Origin of the sequence: Candidatus Planktophila sp. (assembly GCF_040402275.1) — a bacterium.
Taxonomy (GTDB): Bacteria; Actinomycetota; Actinomycetes; order Nanopelagicales; family Nanopelagicaceae; genus Planktophila.
This window is the reverse complement of sequence record NZ_JBBAMW010000006.1, coordinates 33,736-49,782: the sequence shown is the minus strand read 5'-3', so window position 1 is coordinate 49,782 and position 16,047 is coordinate 33,736. Positions and strand designations below refer to the sequence as shown.

Below are 16,047 nucleotides of genomic sequence, written 5' to 3'. Positions count from 1 at the left end.
TTGCAATCTCTAAATAGACATCATTGAGAGCCCGAAGACCGCCAAAAGAGACATTGACTCTCTCGACGTGCAGCGCTGCATTATTAGTAGACATGAGGTGCGTAGATTCTAGGGACTCTAGGCCCAATTCGTGTAACTATTTCATAATTAATTGATAACGATGCGTTACCCCAATCATCAGCGGTGTATTCACCATGCGAGCCATCACCGAAAACAATCACCCAATCCCCAGAAACTGCTATTGAATCCGCTCCTAAATCAACGACGAATTGATCCATAGAAACCCGACCAATAATCGGTGCTTTCTTACCGTTTATAAATACTCCTGCATCCCTTGCAATGCGCGGGATTCCATCGGCATAACCTATTGCAACCACACCTAATTTCGTTTGTGCTGTTGTATGAGCGCTAGCTCCATAACCAACTGGTGAACCAGCAGGAACTGTCTTCACTAAGTGCAACTTAGCTCGCAGCTGCATTACTGGCTTTAGTAAAAGATTATTGCTGCTGCCAAGTGTTGAAATATCAGGAGTTAACCCATACAGAGAAATGCCTGCCCGCACCAAATCAAAGTGCGCAGATGGATTCTTGAGTGTGGCCGCTGAATTTGATAGATGTTTAATCGCAGGGTTTATGCCGATCTTAGAAAGATCGTCAACCATTGCATTAAATCGCTTCAACTGTTCATCATTTTGCTTCTCACCTGGTTCGTCGGCTCTGGCAAAGTGTGAAAAGACTCCGACAACATTGACAGTTGAAAAATCCTGCAATAAAAACTCTTGCCATTCATCTAAGAAGCCACCACGAGTCATACCTGTATCCAATTCAATATGAATGCGTGGCATTCCTGGAAGTGCAGAAATTTCTTTAAATGCGGCAATAGATGAAACTGCAACATCAATGTCGTGATCAACAGCGGACTTAAAGTCAGAGCCCGGTGAAACCAACCACGCCAAAATGGGAATCCGAACACCATGAGTTCTAAGTGTTATTGCCTCTTCCAAGAGTGCAACGCCTAGCCAATTAGCACCTGCCTTCTCGGCAGATAGTCCAACACCTAGTAATCCATGCCCATATGCATCTGCTTTAACTACAGCCATTAATGCGGTCTTACTGGTGGACTTTAAAAGAGCGATGTTGGATGCAAGATGTCCTGTATCAATGCGTGCTTCAGCGCGGTTCATGTGCGCTCCACAATCACCATGGCAGATGCGATCCCGGCATCATGTGAAAGAGAAAGATGTACATCAGCGCCATCAATAAGATCTGCAATCTCGCCTCTAAATAAAAAGGCAGGCTTACCGCTTTCTAAATTAATTACCTCTGCTTCATGCCATGACAATCCTTTGCCAGCATTGAGTGCTTTTGCAAGGGCCTCTTTTGCCGCAAATCGCGCAGCAAGTGATGCGATTGGCTTGCTTCTTTCAGCTTCTGTAAAGAGTTTTTCTTTAAGTCCCGGCGTGCGCTCAAGAGATGCCTTAAAACGATCGATGTCTACGACATCAATTCCAATCCCATCAATCATTGCAGAAGTCTAGTGCAACTGGCTTTTTGAGGGAACATACCTATCTATCGCAATGATGGTCACTAACAAAGCGCTACCAATAAATAGCCCGCCCAATAAATCACTAAACCAATGTGTGTGGCGGATCAAGGAAACAACGCACACCGTAAGACTGATTAGTACAACACCTGCACTTGCTAGCCGGCCTTGATACCTATCGACCTTTGCATATCTATAGATTAAATAAGCCAAAATTCCCCACGATAAAACTGCATTAGATGCATGCCCGCTTGGATAGGACATCCCTCCTGCATGCAACAAATCAAATCCATCCCGAGGCTTGGTGCGACCCAACAAGAGCTTGACCGATCCAACAACCAAGTTAAGGGATAACAATGAAAGAAAAGCTAAATTAAGTGGGCGCCATGTTTTAAATTTATAAGCGATAAAGGCAGCTGCAAGTAGCAAAACAGTTGCAGTCAGCCAACGCAATCCCAGATCATCTAGGCGACGCAGAATAAAACCAGCTAAACCTTCAAACTGTGGCTTTGGCTGACTATTTATTTCTTTGTCGTAACTAATAAGTGGTCCATAACTATAAACTTGTTGAGTAACAACTACGAAACCAGCAAATAATAAGAATGACCAACGTAGTGCACGATCCATCTGTCTACGACGACTTTGTGCCAATTCAATCATTATTCAACCGTTACAGATTTAGCCAGATTTCGAGGTTGATCAACATCATTGCCACGAACAACAGCCATTTCATAAGCAAACACCTGCAAGGGAACAGTTGCCAAAACTGGCTGGAAAAGTGCAGGTACTACCGGAATGCGAATGACATGTTCTGCTCCCTCAACATGTGCACCTTCTTCAGCAATGACAATGACGCGTGCTCCGCGGGCCTTAACCTCTTGAATATTGCTGAGCATTTTTTCATCCAAAGCATGTTCATGTCCGGCCGGCAATATTGCAATTACAGGAGTTCCTTTATCAATTAACGCAATAGGTCCGTGCTTGAGCTCTCCCCCAGCAAAACCTTCGGCATGAATGTATGCAAGCTCTTTAAGTTTCAATGCACCTTCAAGCGCAACTGGATAGCCAATGTTTCTACCTAAGAACAAAACAGTGTTGTTCTCTGCAAATGTTCTTGTCAGCGCACGAAGTGGCTCCACAGTTTCAAGAATTTGTTCAATCTTTCCTGGTAGTTCAAGTAGTTCCTTATATAGATCTCGAACTTCAGCGTCCTTAAGAGAACCATTGACCTGTCCAAGGTGTAGTCCAATTAAGTACACCGCAATCATCTGAGTCAGCAATGCTTTAGTAGAAGCAACAGCAATTTCAGGTCCAGCATGCGTATACAACACAGCATCTGACTCACGAGGAATCGTTGAGCTATTGGTATTACAGATCGCCAAAACTCGACCACCTGCAGTCTTTGCATGGCGAACTGCCATCAAAGTATCCATCGTTTCACCAGATTGTGAGATCGCAATAACTAAAGTGCTGGGATCAATAATTGGATCGCGATATCTAAACTCACTTGCAATCTCTACTTCAACTGGAATCTTTGCCCACTTTTCAATTGCATATTTTGCAACCATTCCTGCGTGGTAAGCAGTGCCACACGCAATAACAGTGATCTTCTTTAATGCTTTGATCTCATCTGAGCTCATATGTAGTTCATCTAGCAGAATCTGATTGTTATCACTTAAGCGACCAATCAAAGTATCTGCAACAGCCTTAGGTTGTTCGAAGATCTCTTTCAGCATGAAGTGCGCAAAGCCGCCCTTTTGTGCAGCACTTGCATCCCATGAAATCTCATACTCTTTAGCTTTAACAGCCTTGCCATCAAGATCAGTTATTTCAATTGATGTTGGTGTCATTGTGACAATCTCATCTTGACCTAATTCAATTGCGTGCTTGGTGTATTCGATAAAGGCGGCAACATCAGATGCCATGAAGTTTTCGCCCTTGCCGACTCCAACCACCAAAGGAGAGTTACGGCGAACTCCCACAACCACATCTGGCTGATCTGCATGGATCGCCAGCAATGTAAAAGAACCACGAAGTGCTTTGACAGCATCTCGCATCGCTGCGGTTAAATCACCCTTGTGTTCCTTGCGAAGATCACTCAGCAGGTGGGCAACAGATTCTGTATCTGTTTCAGAGGAAAACTTGTGACCCTTTGCTTCAAGCTGGGCTCGAAGTTCGGTGTAGTTTTCAATAATTCCATTATGGATAACGGCAAGTTTTTCATCGTTATCAACGTGTGGATGTGCATTGGTATCTGTTGGTCCACCATGTGTTGCCCAGCGGGTGTGGCCAATTCCTGAATGAACATTTGGCAAGGATGCATCTAATGCGTTTTCTAGATTTGAAAGCTTGCCGGCCTTCTTTTCAATAAAGAGTTTGCCGGGTGTGCCAAGTGCAATGCCGGCTGAGTCATATCCGCGGTATTCAAGACGACGCAGACCTTCAATGAGCGGAATTGAAGCAGATTGTGGTCCTGTGTAACCCACAATTCCGCACATATCTTTTTACCTCAGTTCTTTTTTAACTACATCTACAAGCTGCTGTGCAACTTCTTGCGCAAGGCTATCACTGGCGGCTTCAACCATGACTCTTACGAGGGCCTCCGTGCCAGATGCTCGCAATAAAACTCGGCCAGAATCGCCTAAGCGCTCTTCAGCTGCCTTAACCGCTGCAGCGATAACGACAGACTGTGGCAACTTATCTTTTGCAACATCTTTAACATTGATTAAAACTTGAGGAAATCTCACCATAGTTGCGGCTAACTCTTGCAAAGTTTTGCCGGTGCGAACAACTTCTTGTAACAACTGTAGCGCCGTAAGAATTCCATCACCTGTATTAGCAAGATCTCGCATGATCACATGGCCTGATTGCTCGCCACCTAAGGTGTAATCATTTGCAATCATGTTTTCTAAAACATAACGATCTCCAACTGGGGTTGTAACTACGGTGATTCCTGCATCTTTCATCGCATGCATAAAGCCAAGATTGCTCATTACTGTGCCAACAACTGTGTCACCCTTTAGAACACCACGTGCTTTAAAACCACGAGCTAAAATTGTAAGAATATGGTCGCCATCAATTTCATTACCAGCTGCATCAATTGCTAAGCAACGATCTGCGTCCCCATCATGTGCGATGCCAACATCAGCACCTTCTTTGAGAACTGCCACACGCAAATGATGCAGGTGTGTTGAACCGCAATCATCATTAATATTCCAACCATCTGGCTTGTTAAAGATTGCAACTACTTCAGCACCCGCACGGCGATATGCCTCAGGTGCCACAAAAGATGATGCTCCATTTGCACAATCAACAACAATCTTTAATCCCTTTAAAGGAGTTTGAACTGATGCCAGTAAATGCTTCAAGTAGCGCTCTGTGGCGGTGTCATCATTGATTGCACGACCAACATTTCGACCAGTGGGGCGCTCCCAATCCTCACCCATGCGGGCTTCGATCCGAGCTTCGATTGCATCATCTAACTTGCCGCCGCCACGAGCAAATAACTTGATTCCGTTATCTGGCATTGGATTGTGGGATGCAGAGATCATGACGCCTAAGTCTGCTTTTGACTCAGCAACAAGATGGGCAATTGCTGGTGTTGGCAATACGCCAACCCGATACACATTGATTCCAGCACTTGTTAAACCAGCAACAACTGCTGCTTCTAGGAACTCACCTGAGGCACGTGAATCTTGCCCAACAATTGCAGTTGGTTGATGGTCTTTATTTGACGAGCTTTCTACCAATATATGCGCAGCGGCAACAGAAACATCGAGTGCAAGTTCTGCGGTGAGATCACGATTGGCTACACCACGGATTCCATCGGTGCCAAAAAGCGCCAATTGAACTCCTTTGGTAAAAGTGAATTAACGCTTTGAGTATTGAGAACGCTTACGTGCCTTCTTAAGGCCGTACTTCTTGCGCTCAATAACACGTGCATCACGCTTCAAGAATCCAGCCTTCTTAAGTGCTGGACGGTTTGCTTCTTCATCAATTTGATTGAGTGAACGTGCAACACCTAAACGAAGTGCGCCAGCTTGACCTGAAACTCCACCACCGTTGATACGTGCGAAAACGTCGTACTGGTTTTCAGCACCAACTGTGCGGAATGGCTCAGAAACTAACTGCTGGTGAACCTTGTTTGGGAAGTAATTTTCTAGTGTCTTACCGTTGACAACCCAGCGACCTGTTCCTGGAACAAGGCGAACACGTGCAACAGCTTCCTTACGACGACCGGTGCCACCACCTGGTGCCTTGATGGCTGGACGGTTGGTTGCTGCTGCTGGTGTTGCTGAAGAGTATGAAGTAGGAGCTTCTTCGTTGTCGATTAATTCTAGGTTCTCTGACATTTACTGTTCCTTTACTTCACGATTTGTGAAACTTGATTGAATACATATGGCGTTGGTGCTTGTGCAGCATGTGGGTGTTCTGGACCTGCGTACACCTTTAGCTTTGACGCGATCTGACGACCGAGTGAATTCTTTGGAAGCATTCCCTTGATTGCCTTTTCAACTGCGCGTGTTGGGTGCTTTTCAATAAGCTCGCCGTACACAGTAGAAGTTAAACCGCCTGGGAAACCTGAGTGATGGTGAGACCACTTCTGTGTTGCCTTGTTACCTGACAATGCAATCTTTTCTGCATTGATAACAACAACGAAATCACCCATGTCCATGTGTGGAGCAAATGTTGGCTTGTGCTTTCCACGAAGTAGAACGGCAGCATGTGTTGCAAGACGGCCCAAGACCACATCTTGTGCATCGATGATGTGCCAGTTACGGACCGCATCACCAGCTTTTGGACTGTATGTACGCACGCTTTTGCCTACCTTCTTGTAGTGAACTTCTTTGATCTAGTTGATGGACGGTGCTTTCTCAAGCACAGAGGAGAAAGAATACCCGCGTCAGGCTCAGGGGTCAAAATGCCCTTTAAGCTAGGCTCGGATAATCCACCTGGCGAAGGTTAAGGCCACAGGCTGGAAATACCTGACCCTCCGATACCCGAACCTTGTTCTCCAAAGTCTGTGAAATCCACTCGAGCGGAAAGCGCCCATCGGCCACGCAGACAACCGCACCTACCATATGACGAACCATCGAATAGCAAAAGGCATTGGCAACAACATCACCGATTAACAGACCATCAGCGCCCCGGCTCCACTGGAAACGTTGAAGCTCCCGAACCGTTGTTGCTCCCTCACGGAACTTACTGAAAGCTACAAAGTCATGTTCTCCCAAAAGCAATGCACTAGCTTGATTCATGCGATCCAAATCAAGGTGTCGATACCACGGTGCTACATCGAATCGATGAAGCGGCGAGATCGTTTGATTGTTGTCCAGGATCTTGTAGCTGTAGTGACGACGGATAGCTGAGAATCGCGCATGAAATCCTTCAGGGGCAACATCTGCAGCCAGAACTCGCACATCAGTATCGAGTATTTGATTCATTCTGAATTTGAGTTGATCAAGCTCGGTCGCTGCTGGTACATCGACATGAATTACTTGCCCGGTTGCATGCACCCCAGCATCGGTCCTTCCAGCAACTACAGTCTCGATCTTTGATTGGGTGATTATTGTTAACGCTTTCTCGATCTCACCCTGAATGGTGCGCACGTCGGGCTGAATTGCCCAACCTGAAAAACCTGTTCCGTCATATGCCAAATCAACCCGCAAACGAAGAAACCCACTCTCAGGGTAGAGAGTGGGTTCCGTCATGAGAATATTTTCTAAGAAATAAAGACTTAGTTATCTTTCTCAGTTACTAATTCAATTACTGCCATAGGTGCGTTGTCACCCTTGCGAGGACCGACCTTAGTAATACGTGTGTAGCCACCTTCGCGTGTTGCAAAACGTGGACCGATTTCAGTCAAGAGTGTGTGTACCACGCCCTTGTTCTGAATCTGTGCCATGACCTGACGACGTGCAGCTAGATCACCCTTCTTAGCGAAAGTAATTAACTTTTCCGCTAATGGACGCAGGCGCTTAGCCTTTGCCTCGGTTGTTGTGATCTTGCCGTGCTCGAACAACTGCTCTGCAAGTGTGCGTAGGAGTAACCGTTCATGTGATGGGCCTGAACCCAGACGAGGACCTTTACTTGGTGTTGGCATTATCGATTCTCCTAAGCCTGCTCTGCATCGACGAAATCATCGTCGACTGATGCGTTGTAGTTCTGATGTTGGGTTGGATCGAAACCAACTGGGCTGTCCTTGAGAGACATTCCCATTGAGACAAGCTTTGCCTTGACCTCATCAATTGATTTTGAACCAAAGTTACGGATATCTAGCAAGTCAGCCTCTGAACGGTTAACTAGCTCTCCAACTGTGTGAATGCCTTCGCGCTTCAAGCAGTTGTATGAACGAACTGTTAGATCTAGATCTTCGATTGGAAGAGCAAGATCTGCTGCAAGGGCAGCATCCATAACAGATGGCCCCATCTCGATACCCTCAGCATCAAGATTTAGTTCGCGTGCAAGTCCGAATAGCTCAACTAATGTGCGACCCGCCGATGCAACTGCATCGCGTGGCTTCATTGATGGCTTTGTTTCTACATCTACAACAAGGCGATCGAAGTCTGTGCGCTGTTCAACGCGAGTTGCTTCTACCTTGTATGTAACCTTCAAAACTGGTGAATAGATTGAGTCAACAGGAATGCGACCGATCTCTGCGCCAGCCTGCTTGTTTTGTACAGCAGTTACGTATCCACGGCCGCGCTCAACTGTAAGTTCAATCTCAAGATTGCCCTTGCCGTTAAGTGTTGCAATGTGAAGCTCAGGGTTATGAACCTCTACGCCTGCTGGAACTGCAATGTCTGCACCAGTAACAACACCGGCACCTGACTTGCGGATGTAAACAACAGCTGGCTCATCGTTATCTGATGAAAGCACCAAGTTCTTGATGTTCAAAACGATATCGGTGAGATCTTCCTTGACGCCTTCAAGAGTGGTGAACTCGTGAAGTGCACCTGCAACGCGAATGCTTGTAACTGCTGCACCTGGAATAGATGAAAGCAATGTACGACGCATGCTGTTGCCAAGTGTGTAACCAAAGCCTGGTTCCAGCGGTTCAATGATGAACCGTGAACGGTGCTCAGAAACTACTTCTTCGCTGAGAGTTGGACGTTGTGCAATTAGCACTGCTGCTCCTCTTCATTTAAGGGAAATCCACTATTTGATTTCCGCTCTTTCCCCTGATCCTTCAATCAGGGGCCTTACTAAGTACTGCCCGCATGTTGCGTGCTTGCGCACCCAACTTTCAAAAATTACTTGGAATACAGTTCAACGATCAGCTGCTCTTGAACCTGTGTGTCGATGACTGCACGAGCAGGAACTGAGTGAATGATGATGCGCATCTGCGAACCAACAATCTCCATCCATGCTGGTACTGCCTTCTCGCCAAGCTCTGCGCTAGCAACGATGAATGGTGTGAGATCCAATGACTTTGGAAGAACATCAATGATGTCCATCGGAGTCACACGGAATGAAGGAATGTTTACCTTCTTACCATTTACCAAGAAGTGTCCGTGACGAACTAGTTGACGTGCCATGTCGCGGCTCTTTGCAAAGCCTGCACGGAACACAACGTTGTCCAGACGTGTCTCAAGAAGAACAAGAAGGTTTTCACCAGTCTTGCCCTGCTTGCGGTTAGCCTCTTCGTAGTAACCACGGAACTGCTTTTCTAGAACACCATAAATACGTGCGCACTTTTGCTTTTCGCGCATCTGCAATAGGTATTCAGATTCCTTTGAACGACCGCGACCATGCTGGCCAGGTGGATAAGGACGAGATTCGATAGGACACTTTGGTCCATCGCACTTTGTGCCCTTAAGGAAGAGCTTTACTTTTTCGCGACGGCAACGCTTGCAGTCTGCTCCGGTATAACGAGCCATTTATTCTCTTCCTTCCTTAAACTCGACGTGGTTTCGGTGGACGGCAGCCATTGTGTGGAGCTGGAGTTACATCAGAGATGGCTCCAACTTCTAGGCCTGCTGCTTGCAATGAACGGATTGCAGTTTCGCGACCAGAACCTGGTCCCTTAACAAATACATCAACTTTTTTTAGGCCGTGCTCCTGTGCGCGACGAGCTGCTGCTTCTGCTGCAAGCTGTGCGGCAAATGGAGTTGACTTACGTGAGCCCTTGTAACCAACCTGGCCAGATGATGACCATGAGATTACAGCGCCGGTTGGATCAGTAATAGAAATAATTGTGTTGTTGAAAGTGCTCTTAATGAACGCTTTACCAACAGCAATATTCTTCTTTTCCTTCTTACGGATCTTAACTTTGCCCTTAGCTGGAGCGGCAGTCTTAGTCTTAGGAGCGGCCATTACTTAGTCACCTTCTTCTTACCTGCAATTGCCTTACGAGGTCCCTTACGTGTACGCGCATTTGTATGTGTGCGCTGACCGCGAACAGGTAGTCCCTTGCGGTGACGAATACCTTGGTAGCTCTGGATTTCAACCTTGCGACGAATGTCGCCAGAAATTTCACGACGAAGGTCACCTTCGATTTTGAAGTTTGCTTCGATGTATTCGCGAAGCTTTGCAAGATCTGATTCTTGCAAGTCCTTAACGCGAATATCTGGACTAATGCCAGTTGCTGCTAATGTTTTTTGAGAACGGGTAAGACCCATTCCAAAAATGTAAGTGAGTGCGACTTCCAAACGCTTTTCGCGCGGAAGATCAACACCGACGAGACGTGCCATGTATCTACCTATCTGTATCTGGAGGTCCTCCGCAATACTGTTCTCTGGCCTACCAGTCCAAAGGTCTTCACTCGCGTGAAGTCGTATTACGAGTTTGTTAGTGCTTATTTATCCTTGACGTTGCTTGTGACGCAGGTTTTCGCAAATGACCATGACGCGACCCTTGCGGCGAATGACTTTGCACTTATCGCAAATCTTCTTAACGCTTGGATTAACCTTCATGTGTATTGCTCCCCTTGTTACTTATAACGATAAATAATTCGACCCTTTGTTAGGTCGTACGGACTCATTTCCACGATCACACGATCGGCAGGAAGAATACGAATGTAGTTCTTTCGCATCTTGCCGCTTATGTGAGCGAGGACTTTATGTCCGTTAGTTAGCTCCACGCGAAACATTGCGTTAGGTAAAGCCTCAGCTACGGTGCCTTCCATTTCGATGGCGCCATCTTTACTAGCCAAGCTGTACCTACATTTCTGTTTTAAGCGTGAAACAAGCGAACTCGTAGTTTAGGGGGCAGGCTCAAATAAGGGAAATCGGCCTTTTAAACTACAATGTTGTAATTCAGGCCACAGATCAGTTGCGTTTTACGCTGAAAATCGAAGTGGCCAGCAGCACAGCAAGGCCAATAAAGACCGCCCCTGCCCCAGATGCTGCAGCAACGCCGCCAGCAGCTGCGGGCACTAAGAATTGCCCAAATCGATTGCCCATCAAGCGGGCTGAAACAGCCAATGCACGCTCAGAGCTTTCAGTCTTTTGAGAAACAAGTGACATTGTTAAGGGTTGGCCAACGCCAAGTGAAAATCCTGCAACAAAAACGATTGCACCTAATGTGATTGGCGTATGGGCAAATGCCATTGCAGCACAACAAATTACTGAAATCATTGTGCTCCACCAAAGCAATTGAAATGTAGTAAACCTTTGACTCAATCGTCCTAAGAAGAACCGTGACAACATTGTTGTGCCGGCACGGATAGCCAGGATTGAACCAATTGCATACGGTGAAAAATTATTTTCAGTTCCAAAGAGTGGCAAGAAAACAACAAGCACATCTGCTGCTGAAGAAATTGCGAGTGAAACATAAATTGCCGCCATAATACCGGGGCGTTTAACAAGATTAACTGCTGCCTTAAAAGTGCCTTCCGAATTTTTTTTTCCCTGCACGGTTGGCTTTTCATTGCGCCACCTAATTACAGGGACCAAAGCGATAATTGTTAGAACTACTCCAAGTAAAAAAGCATTCGAAGTTGACTTAGGTAGTGTTCCATTGGAGCCAGCAACAATTGTCGCAAGGATTGGGCCGATCATGTGTCCGACAGATGCACTAAAGGTATAGAAACCAAAGTATCTGTCGTAACCACCCTCAGGTGCGCGAAGTGCAACCATAGATTGGCCGCCAACCATACACGCCAAGTGTGCAAGCCCTGCAGCAGCTGTTGCAATCCCTAAGGTAAGAAGTGAGTTAGCAAAAATCAAACCAGCTGAAGTCACCATCATTGCGGCGGTACCAAGGATTACAAACTTTGCTTCACCCAACTTTCCAACCCAAGAACCAAATTGAAGAGCGAGAAAGACTGAAAATAATGCATACAGTGCTGCAATCAAACCAACTTGCGCCGCGTTTGCATCCAATTCAATTGCCCGATATGTAATCATCGGGCGCAGAACGTAAATAGTTGCTTGGGTCAGGGTAGAAGAAAGCAGAAGTGGCTTAGCCCACGGCAAAAGCTTTTCGGCAGCCATTTACTTTTTGTTTGCAAACTTTTTCTTAAAGTTCCAAACAAGTGGTCCAATAATTACCAGTATTAGCAAGCTATAGATGAACTTAGGGAAGCCACCAGCAATAAGAATGTGCCAGTCCCCTTGGCTGATCTGCAATGCTCTCTTGAACTGAAGCTCAGCCAGTGGTCCAAGTATTGCGCCAATAATCAATGGAGTAATGGGAACACCAAAGCGTCGGAATAGGAACCCAAGTGCGCCAATAACCAGTGCAACTTGTAAATCAAAAGTTGAATTATTGAGTGCGTACGCACCAAGTAATGCAAAGGTAGTAATTCCTGCATATAAATAATGAGTCGGAATTTTTAGGAGAAGGACCCAGAAGCGAATGAGGGGAAGGTTAAGCACCAATAGCAAAGTGTTTCCGATGAATAATGAGGCGATTAAACCCCACACAATTTCAGGATTAGTCTGGAAAAGCATTGGACCTGGCTGAATATTAAATGATTGGAAAGCAACCAGTACTACAGCTGCTGTTGCAGATGTTGGTAATCCCAGTGCAAGCATCGGAACCAAAACTCCAGCTGCATTTGCATTATTGGCAGCTTCTGGTCCAGCGACACCTTCGATTGCACCTTTGCCAAACTCATCTTTATTCTTCGACAATGCTTTTTCAACACCGTAAGACAAGAAAGTTGGAACCTCTGATCCACCAGCTGGGATAACTCCTAGTGGAAATCCAATGGCTGTGCCTCTAAGCCACGGTTTCCAAGATCGCTTAAAATCCTCTTTTGTCATCCATGCTTTGCCATCCATCTTGATGACTTCAGTATTAAAGAATTGATGTCGGCTTGCTAAGTAAAGTGCTTCACCTAAAGCAAAAATTGCAACAATTACCGTGACAGTTTCGATTCCATCAATTGCAGCCATGTTGCCAAAAGTTAAACGCAGTGCGCCTGACTGAAGATCCGCGCCAACAAGACCAATTACAAGTCCCACCGACAACGCCACTAAGCCACGAACTCTAGAAGCGCCAAGTAACGTTCCAACTGTTGTAAATGCCAAGATAATTAATGCCAGGTAGCCCGCTGGTTGAATTGTGAGCGCAATATCTGCCATAGCTGGAGCGCCAAAAGCTAAAAGAAGTGTGGCAATGGTGCCTGCAACGAATGATCCAATTGCAGCTGTGGCAAGGGCGGCACCGGCACGGCCGGCCTTTGCCATTTTGTTGCCTTCTAGCGCTGTAATAACCGATCCACTTTCACCCGGTGTATTAAGCAAAATTGAGGTTGTTGAGCCGCCATACATCGCACCGTAATAAATCGCGGCAAACATAATCAACGCAGATGTTGGATTAACTGTTAAACAGATTGGAAGTAATAGACCAATTGCTAACGCTGGTCCAATTCCTGGCAAAACACCAACAAGAGTTCCAAGAAATGTACCGAGCAATCCAAACATCAAGTTTGTTGGGGTGAAAGCGGTTTGGAAACCATCCATCAGCATTGCAAAGCTATTACCCATTTCCAAACATCCCCTCAAAGACGCCTGAAGGCAAGTTAATATTTAAACCTTTTGTAAATGAGAAATACACAATTATTGCAAAAGCTAAACTGACGAGAAAATCCTTTAAAATTTTGCGAGATCCGAAGCCGTATGCGACACCAAGAAAACAGGTAGTTGCGGCAATTATGTAGCCGGCGGTCTCGAGCAAAATTACGTGCAGCCCTATGGCTGCTGCGACAATTAGTAAGGTTTTATAGTTAACTGGAATAAGTGGGTCACCCGGTTCATCGCCATCGGGTGTTCCATGATTTCCACGAAGTACCTCGAGAATTAAGACAAGCCCAACTAATGAAGTAAAAGCTGCAACCATGTAGGGAAAAGTTTGCGGGCTAACAATTGAAGATCCTTGGGGTATATCCATTTTCGAGGTATCCCATGCCACGAAAATGCCAAGCAAGAAGAGTGAGCCGGCAAATGCCAGCTCACTCTTTCCGTGCTTAGTAACTTTGTCCAGAATCAACTAGATTCCAAGACCCTTCATAACTGTGTTGATTTCAGGAATGTGCTTCTCAAGGAATGTCTTGAATGCATTTCCTGCAACGAACTCGTTATCCCACTTGTTCTTCTGTAATTGCGCTGCCCATGCTGGTGAAGCGTGCATGATGTCAATTACCTTCACGAAGTTGAGGCGATCAGCAGCTGAAAGATCTGCTGGGGCCATGATTCCACGCCAGTTTCCGTACACAAGGTCATAACCTTGTGAAACGAATGTCTTAGCCTTAATACCAGCTAATGGCTTTGCAGATGAAACACCTAGGTAGCGAAGCTTTCCTGATGCAACATATGGTGCAAAGTCAAGTGCCCCTGAGACACCAACCTGAGTTGAGTTGCTGAGGAGTGAAGTAATAACTTCTGGTCCACCCGAGAACACAACATAGTTCAACTTAGTTGGGTCAATTGATGCCTTCTGTGCAAGTAATCCAATTACCTGGTGATCGATTCCACCCTTGCTACCGCCAGCAATTGCCACTGAGTTTGGCTTTGCAACTAGATCATCTAGCAGTTGCTTCAACGTGCGGTACTTAGATGATGCTGGAACAACAACTCCATCATATTCGCGAAGAATCTTTGCGATTGGAGTTGAATCCAAAAGATTTAGCTTTGATTTGTTGGAATAAAGTCCACCAGTCATTGCAATACCAGTAACCATCGCAGCTTCTGGCTTGCCCTTAATTTCTTGGAAAGCTCCAAGTCCAACAGCTCCACCAGCACCTGGCTTGAAAACAGATGTTGTTGCAGTTAGTAGGCCTTCAGCCTTTAGTGAATCTGTAATTGCATCAGCGGTCAGTGAGTATCCACCTGGGTTTGCTGGGATTGTCCAATCAATATTCTTCAGTGGCTTAACATCTTTGTACCACCACTTTGTTTGGCCCTTATATGAACCAGTGGTAACTACAAGACATGTTAAATCTGAACCATCAACACCGCGGCCCTTGGCAACTTTATTAGTTGCGGCTGAAGCTGCTGTGCAATCATCTCCGATTGAGGCCTTATCAGCTGGCTTAATCGCAGCGTTTGCTGGAAGTGTTGTGCTTGCCAATACAGCAACTGCAGTTGCCGCAACAGCTAAGCGAATTAAAGAAGTTTTTCTCATCGATGAGTTCTCCATATTTTCTTGCCCTCGAGGGTGAGGGATAGGGAGAAAGTAATAGATTTTTCAGCAATAAGTAAGCATTTCGGGGTCTCAAAACGGTAACAAAATACGCCTCATTTCAGCAGATCAGAGACCTCAACCCCAAGCCTAAATAGCTCTGATTTGCCGCCATCAAATGCTGTTAAAACAAAGGGTTTTCCATCTGGCATCACTGCATAGGTGTGCTCAAAATGTGAACCCCTTGATGAATCGGCAGAAACTACTGTCCAATCATCTGCCAAAACCTTGGTGCGAGCAGATCCACGAGTAATCATGGGTTCAATTGCTAAAACAAATCCAGGAACAATCACTGGGCCATTTCCAGGCTTTCCAAAATTTAGAACATGTGGCTCTTGATGCATCTCTGTGCCAATTCCATGTCCACCGTATTCTTGCAAGATTCCATATGCGCCTTGAGACTTGGTGTACTCCTCGATGGCGTGGCCAATATCAGAAAGCTTTGTACCATTCTTGCCTGCAGCAATCCCCCGCCACATGGATTCTTCGCACACATCCATCATCTTTTGATCTTCAGGATCGATCTTTCCAACGCCTACTGAAAATGCTGCATCTCCATGCCAGCCTTCAATAATGGCTCCACAGTCAACAGATACAACATCTCCATCATTAATCACACGGTCACCAGGAATTCCGTGAACGATTTCATCATTGATTGAAACACAGATCGTTGCTGGGAAGCCGTGATACCCCTTGAAGTTAGATGTTGCACCATGTCGCTTAAGCACTGCCTCTGCAACCACATCTAAGGCGCTAGTCATCATGCCTGGCTTAACAACGTCGCGAATTGCTGTGTGAATTTCAGCAACTACAAGACCAGCTTTGCGCATGGTCTTGATCTGTTCTTCGGTTTTGATTTGAATTGCCATGATTAC

At 45.9% G+C, this 16,047-nt stretch carries 19 protein-coding genes and 1 pseudogene; all 20 read right to left on the bottom strand.

Annotated features, from left to right (window positions below; translation table 11 throughout):
• Positions 1–83: 83 nt before the first annotated feature.
• The 20 genes and pseudogenes from alr to map all read right to left on the bottom strand — a co-directional run bounded on the left by alr (position 84) and on the right by map (position 16,041).
• Positions 84–1,184, bottom strand: a complete 1,101-nt coding sequence (gene alr, locus AC9UEY_RS02745) for an alanine racemase (RefSeq protein WP_509537421.1) — start codon at positions 1,182–1,184, stop codon at positions 84–86.
• Positions 1,181–1,525, bottom strand: a complete 345-nt coding sequence (locus tag AC9UEY_RS02740; RefSeq protein WP_509537418.1) for a holo-ACP synthase — start codon at positions 1,523–1,525, stop codon at positions 1,181–1,183. Before AC9UEY_RS02740 ends, alr begins: the two co-directional genes overlap by 4 nt.
• A 9-nt stretch (positions 1,526–1,534) precedes the next feature.
• Positions 1,535–2,203, bottom strand: a complete 669-nt coding sequence (locus AC9UEY_RS02735) for a phosphatase PAP2 family protein (RefSeq protein WP_509537416.1) — start codon at positions 2,201–2,203, stop codon at positions 1,535–1,537.
• Positions 2,203–4,041 carry a glutamine--fructose-6-phosphate transaminase (isomerizing) gene (gene glmS, locus AC9UEY_RS02730; RefSeq protein WP_509537414.1) on the bottom strand — a complete coding sequence of 613 codons (1,839 nt, stop codon included), beginning with the start codon at positions 4,039–4,041 and terminating at the stop codon, positions 2,203–2,205. The genes AC9UEY_RS02735 and glmS overlap by 1 nt, the downstream gene beginning before the upstream one ends.
• A 6-nt stretch (positions 4,042–4,047) precedes the next feature.
• Entirely contained in the window at positions 4,048–5,388 is a 1,341-nt protein-coding gene (gene glmM, locus AC9UEY_RS02725) for a phosphoglucosamine mutase (RefSeq protein ID WP_509537411.1), read from the bottom strand.
• 24 nt (positions 5,389–5,412) lie between these two features.
• Positions 5,413–5,895 carry a 30S ribosomal protein S9 gene (gene rpsI, locus AC9UEY_RS02720; RefSeq protein WP_509537408.1) on the bottom strand — a complete coding sequence of 161 codons (483 nt, stop codon included), beginning with the start codon at positions 5,893–5,895 and terminating at the stop codon, positions 5,413–5,415.
• An 11-nt stretch (positions 5,896–5,906) separates the two neighbouring features.
• Complete coding sequence (gene rplM / locus AC9UEY_RS02715) at positions 5,907–6,359, bottom strand: 50S ribosomal protein L13 (RefSeq protein WP_509537405.1); 453 nt, start codon at positions 6,357–6,359, stop codon at positions 5,907–5,909.
• A gap of 112 nt (positions 6,360–6,471) precedes the next feature.
• A complete protein-coding gene (gene truA / locus AC9UEY_RS02710) occupies positions 6,472–7,254 on the bottom strand; it encodes a tRNA pseudouridine(38-40) synthase TruA (protein WP_509537403.1) in 783 nt (260 codons plus the stop codon).
• A gap of 38 nt (positions 7,255–7,292) precedes the next feature.
• Positions 7,293–7,646, bottom strand: a pseudogene (rplQ, locus tag AC9UEY_RS02705) (50S ribosomal protein L17); the annotation flags it as partial.
• A gap of 11 nt (positions 7,647–7,657) precedes the next feature.
• The gene (locus tag AC9UEY_RS02700) at positions 7,658–8,671 is read right to left on the bottom strand and encodes a DNA-directed RNA polymerase subunit alpha (protein WP_509526235.1); all 1,014 of its coding nucleotides are present in this window, start codon (positions 8,669–8,671) and stop codon (positions 7,658–7,660) included.
• A 125-nt stretch (positions 8,672–8,796) separates the two neighbouring features.
• The gene (rpsD, locus tag AC9UEY_RS02695) at positions 8,797–9,423 is read right to left on the bottom strand and encodes a 30S ribosomal protein S4 (protein WP_509537401.1); all 627 of its coding nucleotides are present in this window, start codon (positions 9,421–9,423) and stop codon (positions 8,797–8,799) included.
• Between the two features lie 16 nt (positions 9,424–9,439).
• Complete coding sequence (rpsK, locus tag AC9UEY_RS02690) at positions 9,440–9,859, bottom strand: 30S ribosomal protein S11 (protein ID WP_509537398.1); 420 nt, start codon at positions 9,857–9,859, stop codon at positions 9,440–9,442.
• Entirely contained in the window at positions 9,859–10,236 is a 378-nt protein-coding gene (gene rpsM / locus AC9UEY_RS02685; RefSeq protein ID WP_509537396.1) for a 30S ribosomal protein S13, read from the bottom strand. Before rpsM ends, rpsK begins: the two co-directional genes overlap by 1 nt.
• Positions 10,237–10,344: 108 nt before the next feature.
• Positions 10,345–10,458, bottom strand: coding sequence for a 50S ribosomal protein L36 (gene rpmJ / locus AC9UEY_RS02680; protein WP_017955275.1), 114 nt, complete (start codon positions 10,456–10,458; stop codon positions 10,345–10,347).
• Between the two features lie 17 nt (positions 10,459–10,475).
• A complete protein-coding gene (gene infA, locus AC9UEY_RS02675; protein WP_018207233.1) occupies positions 10,476–10,697 on the bottom strand; it encodes a translation initiation factor IF-1 in 222 nt (73 codons plus the stop codon).
• A 115-nt stretch (positions 10,698–10,812) separates the two neighbouring features.
• On the bottom strand, positions 10,813–11,979 hold the full coding sequence (locus AC9UEY_RS02670) for an MFS transporter (protein ID WP_509537393.1): 1,167 nt from the start codon (positions 11,977–11,979) through the stop codon (positions 10,813–10,815).
• Positions 11,980–13,479 (bottom strand): tripartite tricarboxylate transporter permease, encoded by a 1,500-nt coding sequence (locus AC9UEY_RS02665; protein ID WP_509537390.1) that lies wholly within the window; start codon positions 13,477–13,479, stop codon positions 11,980–11,982. It abuts the gene before it with no gap.
• Positions 13,472–13,981, bottom strand: a complete 510-nt coding sequence (locus AC9UEY_RS02660) for a tripartite tricarboxylate transporter TctB family protein (protein WP_509537387.1) — start codon at positions 13,979–13,981, stop codon at positions 13,472–13,474. Before AC9UEY_RS02660 ends, AC9UEY_RS02665 begins: the two co-directional genes overlap by 8 nt.
• A complete protein-coding gene (locus tag AC9UEY_RS02655) occupies positions 13,982–15,115 on the bottom strand; it encodes a Bug family tripartite tricarboxylate transporter substrate binding protein (protein WP_509537385.1) in 1,134 nt (377 codons plus the stop codon). It lies immediately after the preceding gene.
• Between the two features lie 113 nt (positions 15,116–15,228).
• On the bottom strand, positions 15,229–16,041 hold the full coding sequence (gene map, locus AC9UEY_RS02650) for a type I methionyl aminopeptidase (protein ID WP_509537382.1): 813 nt from the start codon (positions 16,039–16,041) through the stop codon (positions 15,229–15,231).
• Between the last annotated feature and the right edge of the window lie 6 nt (positions 16,042–16,047).